This is a genomic window from Gemmatimonadetes bacterium SCN 70-22 (assembly GCA_001724275.1).
Classification (GTDB): Bacteria; Gemmatimonadota; Gemmatimonadetes; order Gemmatimonadales; family Gemmatimonadaceae; genus SCN-70-22.
The window spans coordinates 18,551-31,251 of record MEDZ01000016.1 but is presented as its reverse complement, the minus strand read 5'-3'; the positions used below and the strand labels follow the sequence as shown (position 1 = coordinate 31,251).

Below are 12,701 nucleotides of genomic sequence, written 5' to 3'. Positions count from 1 at the left end.
GTTGGCTTCCCCCGACCCTGGGACCCGCTCGTGACCCACGACTCCGCCTCGTCAGCCGCTCCCTCGCCGGCCCCTGCCCCGCCACCACGCAGCAACTTCATCCGCGACATGGTCGCGGACGACGTCGCCACCGGACGCTTCGGCCGCCAGGTCTGCACGCGCTTCCCCCCCGAGCCCAACGGCTACCTGCACATCGGGCACTCCAAGTCGCTGGTGCTCAACTTCGGGCTGGCACGCGACTTCGGCGGACGCTGCAACCTGCGTTTCGACGACACCAACCCCTTCACCGAAGACATCAAGTACGTCAACGCCATCAAGGACGACATCCGGTGGCTGGGGTTCCAGTGGGACGCCGAGTTCTACGCCAGCGACTACTTCGAGCCGCTGTACGATATCGCGCTCAAGCTCGTGCGGGCGGGCAAGGCCTACGTCGACTCGCAGAACGAGGAGGAGATCCGCCTCGGGCGCGGGACGGTGACGACGCCGGGGACCAACTCGCCGTATCGCGACCGCTCGGTGGAGGAGAACCTCGACCTCCTGGGGCGGATGAAGGCCGGGGAGTTCGCCGACGGCGCCCACGTGCTGCGGGCCAGGATCGACATGGCGCACCCCAACATGATCATGCGCGACCCGCTCCTGCTGCGCATCCGCAACGCGCCGCACTACCGCCGCGGGACCGCCTGGTGCCTGTACCCGCTGTACGACTTCGCCCACGGGCTCAGCGACGCCATCGAGGGGATCACCCACTCGTTATGCACGCTGGAGTTCAAGGACAACAGGGACATCTACGACTGGCTGGTGCGCGAGGCGGGCTTCGTGAACCCCCCGGAGCAGACCGAGTTCGCCCGGCTGCAGATCGACTACACCGTCCTCTCCAAGCGGAAGCTGTTGCGGCTGGTGAACGAGGGATACGTGGCCGGGTGGGATGACCCGCGCATGCCGACCGTCGCCGGGCTCCGCCGCCGCGGCGTCACCCCCGAGGCCATCAAGACCTTCGCCGAGAGCGTCGGAGTGGCGCGCTCGGACGCGCGCACCGAGCTGGCCAGGTTCGAGCACGCCATCCGTGACGACCTCAACATGCGCGTCCCGCGCGTGCTGTGCGTCGTCAAGCCACTCAAGGTCGTCATCACCAACTATCCCGACGACCTCGTCGAGGAGCTCGACGCGCCGTACTACCCGCACGACGTCCCCAAGGAAGGGTCGCGGACGCTCCCCTTCTCCCGGGAGCTGTGGATCGACCGCGACGACTTCATGGAGGCGCCGCCGAAGAAGTTCTTCCGCCTGGCTCCCGGGCGCGAGGTGCGGCTGCGCTATGGCTACCTCATCACCTGCACCGACGTCGTCAAGGATTCGTCAGGCAACATCGTCGAGCTGCGTTGCAGCTACGACCCGGCCACCAAGGGCGGCAACGCCCCCGACGGCCGCAAGGTGCAGGGGACGATCCACTGGGTCTCGGCGCGCCACGCGATCCCGTGCGAGGTGCGATTGTACGATCGCCTCTTCGCCGTCCCCGACCCCGACGACGTCGCCGAGGGAGCGGACTTTCTCTCGGCGCTCAACCCGAACTCGCTGGTGGTCGTCCCCGACGCCTTCATCGAACCGAGCACCGCGGACGACGACGCGGGGTCGCGCTACCAGTTCGAGCGGACGGGCTACTTCGTGCACGACGCCGAGGCGTCGGTGCAGGCGGGGAAGCCGGTGTACAACCGGACGGTGACGCTGCGCGACAGCTGGGAGAAGGTGCAGGCCAAGGGGTAGCGCGCGACGGCGCTCAGGGATTCCTGAGCGCCCTCAGCAGCTTCTGCCCCGGGCGCCCGGTCACCTCGTGCCCGAGGCGCTCCTGTTCCCGCCGCACCGCCGCCCGCGTGCGGGCGGTGAGCACACCGCTGGGGGCGCCGATGTCGTGCCCGCGCGCGGCGAGCAGTCGTTGCAGCTCGCGACGCTCGGCGCGTGAGAGCCCCGGGTCGTCGGTGGGCCACGGGGTGGCGAACGGTCCCCCGCCGCGCAGCCGGTCGGCCAGGTGGGCGATCGCCAGCGAGTACGTCTCCGACGCGTTGTAGCGGTAGATCACGTCGAAGTTGTGGAAGGTGAGGAAGGCGGGGCCCGTTGCCCCCGCCGGCAGGTAGAGCCCCGCCCGCGTCGCGGGCGACAGCCCGTCGCCGGCGAGCGGCGAACCGTCCGCGCGCACCACGCCGCGCGCGGCCCAGGTATCCAGCGTGCGCTTGACCCGCCTCCCCTCGCCCCGCACCGGGAAGGCGGGGCCGGGGAGCTTCACCTCGATTCCCCATGGCGCACCGGTGCGCCACCCGTGCCGGCGCAGGTAGTTGGCCGTCGAGGCGAGCGCGTCGCCGACGTTCCCGATCACGTCGCGGCGTCCATCGCCATCGTGGTCCACGGCGAGCCACTCGAAGGTCCCCGGCATGAACTGCGTCTGCCCGAAGGCCCCCGCCCACGAGCCGCGGAACCTGGCGGGAGCCACGTGTCCGTCCTGGACGATGCGCAGCGCGGCCAGGAACTGCCCGCGGAAGAACTTCTGCCGGCGCCCCTTGCAGCTGAGGGTGGCCAGCGAGCGCAACACGCCGTAGCTCCCCATCCCGCGCCCGTAGTTGCTCTCGACCCCCCAGAACGCCACCAACACCTGCGGCTCCACGCCGTATCGCTCGAAGATGGACTCGAGGAGCGGGCGGTGCAGCACCAGGCGGTTGCGCCCGTCGTCGATGCGCTCGTCGTCCACCATCACGGCCATGTAGTCCCACACCGGGAGGCGGAACTCCGGCTGCGCATCGAGCGCCGCCACCACGCGCGGGTCGGCCTCGAGCGAGGCTGCATGGCGCGTCCAGGTGTCGGCGGTGATGCGCCGGGCGCCCTGGGTGGCGCGGATCGACGCCAGGCAGCGCGAGAGATCACCCGCCTGCCCCATTGCCCCTGACGGCATCCCGAGGATCAGCGCAGCGCACGCGGCGACGAAGGCAGGGCGCGGCACGTGCGCCGACGGCGCGCGGTCGCGCATCACGACCCCGGCCCTCGACATCGCCCCGCCCTCAGCCATCGAGCCCCATCGACACGTACTGCACGTCGAGGTACTCCTCGATCCCCCACCTCCCCCCCTCGCGCCCCACCCCGGAGAACTTCACCCCGCCGAACGGCGCCTGCGGCGTGGACGGGACACCGTCGTTGACGCCGACGATCCCGTACTCGAGCGCCTCGGAGACGCGGATGGCGCGGGACAGGTCGCGCGTCCAGAGGTAGGCGGCCAGCCCGGCCGACGTCGCGTTGGCCGCGCGCACCGCGTCATCGTCGTGCGTGAAGGTGATCACCGGCGCCACCGGGCCGAAGGTCTCCTCCTCCAGGATGCGCATCCCGTCGCCCACGCCCGACAGCACGGTGGGCGCATAGAAGGTCCCGTGCCCGCGCACCCCGCCAGCCACGACCGTCGCCCCGCGGGCCCGCGCATCGTTGACGTGCGCCTCCACCTTCTCCAGCGCCGCCTGGTCCACCAGCGGCCCCACCTGCGTCGCCGGGTCCAGCGGGTCGCCGACATGCAGCGCCTGCGTGGCCCGGGCCAGCTGCGCGGTGAAGTCGGCGGCGATGGACGCGTGCACGTAGACGCGGTTGGCGCAGACGCACGTCTGCCCCGCATTGCGGAACTTGGAGGCCACCACCTCGCGCACCGCGCGTGCGATATCGGCGTCGCCGAAGACCAGGAACGGCGCGTGCCCGCCCAGCTCCAGCGAGATTCGCTTCATCGTCTGCGCCGCCTGGCCGTACAGGAGCATCCCCACCTCGGTGCTCCCGGTGAAGCTCACCTTGCGGATGCGCGGGTCGTCCATCAGCACGCGCGACACCGGGACGGGGTCGCGGCACGGGAGCACCTGCAGCGTCCCCGGCGGCCCCCCGGCCTCCTCCCACAGCTTCGCCAGGTGCAACGCCGTCAGCGGCGATTGCTCGGCGGGCTTGAGCACCACCGTGCACCCGGCGGCCAGCGCCGGCGCCGCCTTCCGCGTGACCATCGCCGCCGGGAAGTTCCACGGCGTGACGGCGTACACCGGCCCCACCGGGCGCTGGTTCACCAGCAGCCGCTTGTGCGCGAACTGCGACGGAATCGTCTCGCCGTGCACGCGCGTCGCCTGGCCGGCGTAGAAGTGCACGAACCCCGCGGCGTACCTCGCCTCGCCGCGCGCCTCGGTGACCGGTTTCCCCATCTCCCGCGCCATCAGTTCGCCGAGCCACCCCTCGTCGCGCAGGATCAGCTCGTTCCATCGGGCCAGGACGGCGGCGCGCTCGTAGGCGGTCGTGCGTCGCCACGCGTCGAAGGCCGCCACGCTGGCCGCGGCCGCGGCGCCCCCTTCCGCCTCGCCGCAATCGGCGACCGTCGCGAGGTGTCCTCCGTTGGCCGGGCTCTGCACGTCGAAGGTGCGGCCGGTGGCGGTCCAGCGACCGTCGATGAAGGCGTCGGTGATGATGCGCGGCGTTCCGTTGGTCATGTCGTCCTCCCCTCGATCGTGGCGGCGCTGCCGAGTGCCGCCTCCTGCATGATGTGCCACAGCTGCTCCACGTGCCGCCGCTCGGTCGCCTCGGAGCCGATCGAGACCCGCACCATCCACCGCCCGTCGAGGATGGCCGGCGTCAGGTAGGCCTTCCCCGACCGGTTCACGGCGTCGCACCAGCGCTGCGTGTGCGCGTCGAGCGCGTCGCCGCTCACCCCCGGCGGGGCGTGCCGCACGCACACCAGCTGCAACGGGACGGGGGCCGCCACGCTCCACTCCGGCGTCGCCCGCACCTGCGCCGCCAGCCACTGCGCGTTGTCCAGGTCGCGGCGCAGCCTGGCCTGCAGCCCCTTCACCCCCTGCTCGCGCAGCAGGAACCAGAGCTTGAGCGCACGGAAGCGGCGCCCCAGGGGGAGCCCCCAGTCTCGATAGTTGCGTACCTGCTCGTCCACCGACGAGCGCAGGTAGCTGGGGTTGGTGGACATCACCCGGACCAGCAGCTCCGGGTCGCGCACCAGGTGCACCGAGCAGTCGAAGGCGACGCCGAGCCACTTGTGCACGTTCACCACCACCGAGTCGGCCCCCTCGATCCCCTCCCACATCCAGCGGCACTCGGGGAGGATCATCGCCGAACCTGCCATCGCCGCATCGACGTGGACGAACAGGCCATGGCGCCTGGCCACCTCGGCGATCGCCCCGACCGGATCGAGCGCGGTGGAGGCGGTCGTCCCGACGGTCGCCACGACGGCGCACGGCGTCCGCCCGGCGGCGACGTCCTCGGCGATCGCCGTCTCGAGCGCATCGGCGCGCATGGCGAAGGCGTCATCGCACGCCACGTGGCGCACGTTGTCGCGCCCGAACCCCGCCAGCAGCGCCCCCTTCTGCACCGAGCTGTGCGCCTGCGCCGACGTGTACACCACCAGCGGCGCCCCCACCTGCTGCACCCCGCCGTGTCCTAACGAGAAGCCGCTCGCGCGCTCGCGGGCGCAGACGAGCGCCAGCATCGTCGTCGTCGACGCCGTGTCCTGGATGACGCCCTTCCACTGGTCGGAGAGCCCCACCATCTGCCGCAGCCAGTCGGTGGTGACCTCTTCCACCTCGGTGAGCGCGGGCGACGACTGCCACGAGAGCCCCAGCACGCCGAGCCCGGTGCCGAGGAAGTCGCCCAGCACCGAGGCGAGCGAGGCGTTGGACGGGAAGTAGCCGTGGAAGTTGGGATGCTGCCAGAGCGTGAGCCCCGGGACGACGACCCGGTCGACGTCGCGCATGAGGTCATCGAACGACTCGCCCTCGTCAGGCGGCGCGGCCGGGAGTGCCCGCCGCACCTCGCCCGGTGCCGTGCGCGCCATGACGGGGAGCGCGCCGTCGTGCACGCGCGCACGGTAGTCGGCGATCCAGTCGACGAGTCGGTGGCCAGCGGCGCGGAATTCTTCGGGAGTCATGGCCGGCGGTGGCAAGGGAGGGTTCGATCCGAAAACTAGCCCCGTGCCACCGCCCGCGGTCCCCTCCCGGCATCACATCCTCGCCGCCTTCTCCCGGCGTCATCGCGCCGAACCCCCGGCGCCTACCCCTTCAGGGCCTCCTCGATGCACGCATCGATCATCGCCACCCCGCGGTCGATGTCGACCGCGTCGATCACCAGCGGAGGCGCCAGCCGCAGCGCGCTCTTCCCCGCCCCCAGCAGCAAGAGCCCGCGCGAGAAGGCCAGCTCCACGATCCGGTGCACCAGGTCGCCGTCGGGCTCGCGCGTCGCGCGGTCCTTCACGAACTCGATCCCCACCATCAGCCCCAGCCCGCGCACGTCGCCGATGCAGCGGTGCTTCTCCATCAGCGCCCGCGCCCCGGCCAACAGGCGCTCCCCCTGCACGGCGGCGTTAGCCATCGCCCCGCCCTCCACCACGTCGAGCGTGGCCAGCGCCGCGGCGCAGCAGACGGGGTTGCCGCCGAACGTCGACCCGTGCGCCCCGTTCTGCCACTTGTCCACCGTCTCGCGCACGATCATCGCCCCGATCGGCATCCCCGACCCCAGCCCCTTGGCCGTGAGCAGGATGTCGGGCTCCACCCCGTCGTGCTCGCAGGCGAACATCTTCCCCGTGCGCCCGATCCCGCTCTGGATCTCGTCGAAGACGAGGAGGATCCCGTACCTGTCGCACAGCGCGCGCAGCTCGCGCAGGAAGCCCGGAGGGGGGACGACGTATCCCCCCTCGCCCTGCACCGGCTCGACGAAGATCGCCGCCACGTCGTGCGGATCCAGGTGCCGCGCGAACAGGTCGCGCTCGATCGACGTCACGCACGCGTTGGTGCACGCCGGCTTGTCGGCGCAGTGACGGCAGCGATAGCGATAGGCATAGTCCACGTGGTGCACGTCGGGGAGGAGCGGGCCGAAGCCGGCGTGCTGGCGAGCCTTGCTCGACGTCAGCGACACGGCGCCGGTACTGCGTCCATGGAACGCCCCCTTGAAGGCGATCATCGCCGTGCGGCGCGTGGCGTACCGCGCGAGCTTGATCGCCCCCTCGGTGGCCTCGGTCCCGGAGTTGGTCAGGAAGACGCGCTTCTTCGTGGGGCCGGGGGCCACGCGCGACAGCCGCTCGCACAGTGCGGCCATCCCCTCGTAGTAGAAATCGCTCCCGCAGATGTGCAGGAAGTTCGCGGCCGCATCCTGGATCGCCTGCACCACCTTCGGATGCCCGTATCCCGTCGAGGCCACGGCGATCCCGGCCATGAAGTCGAGGTAACGGTTCCCGTCGATGTCCTCCACCATCACCCCCTGGCCACGGGCTATCGCCAAGGGGTACTCCTTGATGTAGCAGTGCGAGGTCCACTCCGCGTCGCGATCGACGACGGCCCGTGCCCTGGGGCCCGGTGGGGGGACGACGATCCTGGGGTAGTCACGCTCGGTCATGGTGATCGATCCGGTGATGTGATGGGGCGCGCCGTCAGGTGACGCGGCGCAGCGCGCGGGAGAAGCGCTCGACGATCTCGTCGATCTCCTCCTCGGTGATGATGAACGGCGGGGCGAGCATCGCGAGGTCGCCGTTCACCCCGTCCGCCTGCCCCACGTTGGGCCATACGATGAGTCCCGCCTCCTGCGCGGCGGCGGTGAACCGCTCGGCCAGGCGTTCGGCGCGGGGAAAGGGGGCGCGGGTCGCCTTGTCGGCGACGAACTCCACCCCCGCCAGCAGCCCGCGTCCGCGCACGTCGCCCACGCCGGGGAGCTCCAGCAGGCGTTGCAGCCGCTGGTGCAGGATGGCCCCCATCCGGGCACAGCGCGCCACCAGCTGGTGCCGCTCCATGTGGTCGAGGGTCGCCACCGCCGCCGCGCACGTCACGGCGTGGTGCGAGAAGGTCTGGGCGTGCATCAGGTAGCCGCTCCCGGCGGCGAGGGGGGCGACGACCTCGTCGCGGGCCAGCACCGCGCTCACCGGCGCGTAGCCGCCGCCGATCCCCTTGCCTAACGTGAGGATGTCCGGGACCACGCCCCATGCCTCGGTCGCCGTCCACGTCCCGGTGCGTCCGGCCCCGCACAGCACCTCGTCGGCCACCAGGAGGACCTCGTGCCGGTCGCAGATCTCGCGCACGGCACGCAGGTAGCCGTCGCGCGGGACGTTGCCCCCGGTCGAGCTCCCTCCCACCGGCTCCAGGATGAAGGCGGCGACGTTCTCGCTCCCCTCCTCGAGGATCGCCCCCTCCAGGGCCTCGCCGCTGCACGCGGGGCAGTCCCCCCTCCCCTCGCAGCTGCAACGATAGGCGAACGGGGCCGGGATGCGGCGCACGTCGACCAGCCACTCGCGCCAGTACCGGCGGTAGTGCTCGCGCGCCGACGCCGAGAGGGCGAGCATCGTGTTGCCGTGATAGCCCGGGACCAGCGCGATGACGCGGTGCTTGGAGGGGCGCCCGCGCTCGATCCAGTGCTGCCTGGCCAGCTTGAGCGCCGCCTCCACCGCCTCCGACCCGCTCCCCAGGAAGTACGCCTTCCCCAGCGCCGGTGTGCGCGCGACCAGGCGCGCAGCCAGCCCCTCGACCGCCTCGTTGGTGAAGGCGGTCCCGTTGACGTAGGCCACGCGCCCGGCCTGCCGCGCCATCGCCTCGCCGATCTCGGGCACCCCGTGGCCGATGCTCGCCACGAACGCCCCTCCCACCGCGTCCAGGTAGCGCTTTCCCGTCTCGTCTTCCAGCCAGCACCCCTCGCCACGCACCACCAGCGGGTAGTCGCGCGTGAGCGACCGGTAGAAGACCGGAGAGTCGGGATAGCGATGTGGCGGGGGAGTCACGCGCGCGAATGTGGCGGGGGAGCGGCGGCATCGCCAGTACGGGAGTCGTCCCAGCCCCGCACTCGCCCGCGCTCGCCCGCGCTCGCCCGCGCTCACTCGCGCGAAAAAGGAGGAACCGGCGAGCGGGAATCGGTAGTTTTCTCCTCGTAGCCCGGTCCCGGTGGCCGGCACGACCGACCGGACCACCCGCCGGGAGCACCTCGCCCGTTGAGGAGATTGTCCATGTCGCGCTCCACCCCCGCCGGCGCCCTCGGCCGGCTCGCGCTTCTCTCGTTAGGCGCCCTGGCCGCCGCCTGTGGCGGCGAGAAGGCCGCCCCCGCCGACTCGCTCGCCGTCGCCCCGCTCGCCAGCGGCGCCGACAGCGTCCTCCCCGCCCCCACCGAGGGGTTCAAGACCCCCGAGAGCGTGCGCTACGACCCCGCCCTCGACGCGTACTTCGTCAGCAACATCAACGGCGTCCCCTCCGACAAGGATGGGAACGGCTACATCGCGCGCCTCGATGCCGCCAACCCCGCCACCTCGACCATCGTCGTGCAGGGTGGGGCCAATGGCGCCACCCTCAACGCCCCCAAGGGAATAGCCATCGCCGGCGACACCCTCTGGGTCGCCGACATCGACGCCGTCCGGGCCTTCGACAAGAACACCGGCGCCACTCTCGCCACCATCGACCTGGCCCCCCTCGGCGCCACCTTCCTCAACGACGTCGCCCTCGGGCCCGACGGCGTCGTCTACGTCACCGACACCGGGATCCGCATCAACGCCAAGGGAGAGATCACCCACCCGGGGAAGGACCGCATCTTTGCCATCAGCGGCGGCAAGGCGACGGCCGCCCTCGAGGGCGACAGCCTCCTCACCCGCCCCAACGGGATCGCGTGGGACGCCGCCGGCGCCCGCTTCATCCTCGCCCCCTTCGGCGGCAACGCCATCAGCGCCTGGAAGGTGGGAGAGAAGACCGTCAGCAGCGTCGCCACCGGTCCGGGGACCTACGACGGCGTCGAGGCACTCGCCGACGGTCGCATCCTCGTGACCAGCTGGGCCGACTCGTCCCTAAACATCGTGAGCAACGGGACGCTGACGCGCCTCGCCGGCGGGCTCGAGGCCCCGGCCGACATCGGCGTCGACACCCGGCGCTCGCGCGTCGCCGTCCCCCTCTTCAACGCCGGCCGCGTGACGTACGTGGCCATCCCGGCCAGGTAGCCAGCCGCAATACCCCGCGTTCTCCTCGTCCAGCACGGGCGCTGGGCGAGGCGTAGTCTTCAGCGCACCTCGTGCCCCTCGCCGCAGGGCGACGGAAGCACGTCCCACTCCCACACAGGACGCCCAGATGTCGCGTTCGACGTTCTCGCGATCCACCATCGCCACTGTGGCGGCACTCACCCTGTTCTCGGCGTGCCGCGCCCCCGCTCCCACGACCGCTCCGGCGCCGCGGACTCCGAACACCGCCGGCGCCAATGCCCCCCGCCCCGGCGCCCCCCCTTCCGCCATGGCCGGCCAGCAGGGCGATTCGGTCCGCCCTCAGGCGCCCGGCGCCCCGGGTGCCGAGCCCGCACCGCGTCCGTACAACCGCGTGGTGACGGCCGGCGCCATCACCCGTGACGGCCTGTTCAAGACGCACCGCATCGGGAGCCGCGTCCTCTTCGAGATCCCCAGGAGCGCCCTCGACAAGGACCTCCTTCTCGTCACCCGCGCCGCGCGCGTCCCGGTCAACGCGGGCTACGGTGGCCAGCAGATCGGGCCGCGCCGCGTGGTGAAGTGGGAGCGTCGCAACAACCGCATCCTCCTGCGCAACGTCTCGTTCGAGATCGTCGCCGACTCCGCGAGCCCCATCGCCCAGGCGGTGCGCAACTCCAACTACGACCTCATCATCGCCGCCTTCAATGTCGACGCCTACGGCCCCGACAGCGCCGCGGTCATCGACGTCACGCGCCTCTACACCGCGCCCCCCGCCGAGATAGGCCCCGGGAACCAGTTCCGCGGCAACCCGGACCCCAACCGCTCGTTCGTGGAGCAGGTCCTCTCATTCCCCACCAACGTCGAGGTCGAGGCGGTGCTGACCATCACCCCTCCGCCGACCTTCTCCGCGGCCCCCGCCAACCCGTTCCAGCCGGCGGCCACCGGGACGTCGTCGGTCGTGCTGCACTGGAGCATGGTCAAGCTCCCGGACAAGCCGATGATGCCGCGCCTCGCCGACAAGCGCATCGGCTTCTTCTCGGTGCGCAACCTCGACTACTCGCGCCCCGAGCAGCGTGCGCAGGAGCGCGAGTACATCGTGCGCTGGCGCCTGGAGAAGAAGGACCCTAACGCTATAAAGTCGGAGCCGGTGAAGCCCATCACGTACTACGTCGACCCAGCCACCCCCGACTGGCTCAAGCCCTACGTGAAGAAGGGGATCGAGGCCTGGCAGCCCGCCTTCGAGGAGGCCGGCTTCATCAGGGGGATCGTCGCCGCCGACGCGCCGAAGAACGACCCCGACTGGTCGCCGGAGGACGCGCGCTACTCGGTGGTGCGCTGGTTCCCCTCGACGATCGAGAACGCCACCGGGCCCAACGTGAACGACCCGCGCTCCGGCGAGATCATCGAGTCGGACATCTACATGTACCACAACATCATGAACCTGCAGCGGTCGTGGTACTTCACCCAGGTGGGGCACCTCGACCCGCGCGCACGCCAGTGGCCCTTCCCCGACTCGCTCATGGGGCGCCTGGTGGAATTCGTCGTCGCCCACGAGGTCGGGCACACGTTGGGCTTCCAGCACGACCAGAAGGGCTCGTCGACCTATCCGGTCGACTCGGTGCGGTCGAAGACGTGGGTGGCGAAGATGGGGCACTCCCCCTCCATCATGGACTACTCGCGCTTCAACTACACCGCCCAGCCCGAAGACGGGATCGCCCTCGAGGACCTCATCCCGCGCATCGGCCCCTGGGACAAGTACATCGCGCGCTGGGGCTACACCCCCATCCCGGCGGCCAGGACCCCGGACGAAGAGTGGGCCACCCTCGACAAGTGGTCGCGCGAGCAGGACTCCATCCCGTGGTACCGCTTCAACATGTCCGACTCGCGCGGCGCCGACCCGGGCGACCACAGCGAGGCGGTCGGTGATGCCGACGCGGTGAAGGCGACGGGGTGGGGGATCAGGTCGATCAAGCAGATCGTCCCGCTCCTCGTCCCCGCCACCGTGCGCGATGGCGAGAACTACGACGACCTCTCCGAGATGTACGGGCGCCTCATCGGCCAGTGGGCCACCGAGCTCTCGCACGTGGCCGACGTGGTGGGCGGGACGCAGGCCCAGGAGAAGTACGCCGGGCAGCCCGGGCCCCGCTACGTCCCCAACTCGCGGCAGCGCCAGAAGGAGGCCGTCAGGTTCCTGAACGACAACGCCTTCGCCACGCCGAGCTACTTCCTGGTCGACGACATCCTGCGGAAGATCGAGGTGGAAGGGGCGATCCGGCGCATCAACCAGGCGCAGGGACGTGTCCTCAACCAGCTCTTCAACGACCGGCGGCTGGAGCGGCTCATCGAGTTCGACGCCATGGCCAGGCCGGGCGAGGCGTACGCCCTCGCCGAGATGGCGGCCGACGTGCGCAACGGGATCTGGAGCGAGCTCTCGTCAGGCAACGTGCGCGTTGACGCCTACCGTCGCGAGCTGCAACGCAGCTACCTCTCGGCGGTCGACGGGAAGGTCAACCCCCGCCCGGTGCAACTCCCTCCCGGCCTCCCGCCGCAGTTCGCCGCCCAGTTTGCCGGGGCGCGCGCCACCAGCGACATCAAGGCGGTCTTCCGCGCCGAGTTGAAGGCGCTCGACGGGCAGCTCGCCGCCGCGCTCGGACGCACCAGCGACCGCACCACCCGCGCCCACCTGGACGATGCCCGGACGCAGATCAAGAAGATCCTCGAGCCGAAGGGCTGACGGGAGACGGGAGCCGGGAGCCGGGAGACGGGAGAC

Annotated in this window: 8 protein-coding genes; 3 read left to right on the top strand and 5 right to left on the bottom strand. The window is 71.2% G+C overall.

Translation table 11 applies throughout. From position 1 onward, the window contains the following. Positions 1–99 precede the first annotated feature (99 nt). On the top strand, positions 100–1,758 hold the full coding sequence (locus ABS52_09890; GenBank protein ID ODT03332.1) for a glutamine--tRNA ligase: 1,659 nt from the start codon (positions 100–102) through the stop codon (positions 1,756–1,758). Between the two features lie 13 nt (positions 1,759–1,771). Here ABS52_09890 and ABS52_09885 read toward each other — a convergent pair whose 3' ends face one another. The 5 genes from ABS52_09885 to ABS52_09865 form a co-directional block, all read right to left on the bottom strand. Then, on the bottom strand, positions 1,772–3,010 hold the full coding sequence (locus ABS52_09885; GenBank protein ID ODT03331.1) for a lytic transglycosylase: 1,239 nt from the start codon (positions 3,008–3,010) through the stop codon (positions 1,772–1,774). Between the two features lie 31 nt (positions 3,011–3,041). After that, positions 3,042–4,484 carry a succinate-semialdehyde dehydrogenase (NADP(+)) gene (gabD, locus tag ABS52_09880; protein ID ODT03307.1) on the bottom strand — a complete coding sequence of 481 codons (1,443 nt, stop codon included), beginning with the start codon at positions 4,482–4,484 and terminating at the stop codon, positions 3,042–3,044. Beyond that, a complete protein-coding gene (locus tag ABS52_09875) occupies positions 4,481–5,929 on the bottom strand; it encodes an amino acid decarboxylase (protein ID ODT03306.1) in 1,449 nt (482 codons plus the stop codon). The genes gabD and ABS52_09875 overlap by 4 nt, the downstream gene beginning before the upstream one ends. A 122-nt stretch (positions 5,930–6,051) precedes the next feature. Beyond that, on the bottom strand, positions 6,052–7,389 hold the full coding sequence (locus ABS52_09870) for a 4-aminobutyrate aminotransferase (GenBank protein ODT03305.1): 1,338 nt from the start codon (positions 7,387–7,389) through the stop codon (positions 6,052–6,054). Positions 7,390–7,423: 34 nt separating this feature from the next. Further along, on the bottom strand, positions 7,424–8,758 hold the full coding sequence (locus ABS52_09865; GenBank protein ODT03304.1) for a hypothetical protein: 1,335 nt from the start codon (positions 8,756–8,758) through the stop codon (positions 7,424–7,426). Positions 8,759–8,980: 222 nt separating this feature from the next. Here ABS52_09865 and ABS52_09860 point away from each other — a divergent pair, with 222 nt between their 5' ends. Together ABS52_09860 and ABS52_09855 are read left to right on the top strand one after the other, a co-directional pair. Beyond that, complete coding sequence (locus ABS52_09860) at positions 8,981–9,955, top strand: hypothetical protein (protein ODT03303.1); 975 nt, start codon at positions 8,981–8,983, stop codon at positions 9,953–9,955. A 127-nt stretch (positions 9,956–10,082) separates the two neighbouring features. Beyond that, positions 10,083–12,665: a hypothetical protein gene (locus ABS52_09855; protein ODT03302.1), complete on the top strand. Its 2,583-nt coding sequence runs from the start codon at positions 10,083–10,085 to the stop codon at positions 12,663–12,665. Positions 12,666–12,701 lie beyond the last annotated feature (36 nt).

Excerpts from the sequence above, each read along its gene's own strand:
- ABS52_09855 (ODT03302.1), top strand. The coding sequence starts at position 10,083 with ATGTCGCGTTCGACGTTCTCGCGATCCACCATCGCCACTGTGGCGGCA.
- gabD (ODT03307.1), bottom strand. The coding sequence starts at position 4,484 with ATGACCAACGGAACGCCGCGCATCATCACCGACGCCTTCATCGACGGT.
- ABS52_09885 (ODT03331.1), bottom strand. The coding sequence starts at position 3,010 with ATGCGCGACCGCGCGCCGTCGGCGCACGTGCCGCGCCCTGCCTTCGTC.
- ABS52_09860 (ODT03303.1), top strand. The coding sequence starts at position 8,981 with ATGTCGCGCTCCACCCCCGCCGGCGCCCTCGGCCGGCTCGCGCTTCTC.
- ABS52_09870 (ODT03305.1), bottom strand. The coding sequence starts at position 7,389 with ATGACCGAGCGTGACTACCCCAGGATCGTCGTCCCCCCACCGGGCCCC.
- ABS52_09875 (ODT03306.1), bottom strand. The coding sequence starts at position 5,929 with ATGACTCCCGAAGAATTCCGCGCCGCTGGCCACCGACTCGTCGACTGG.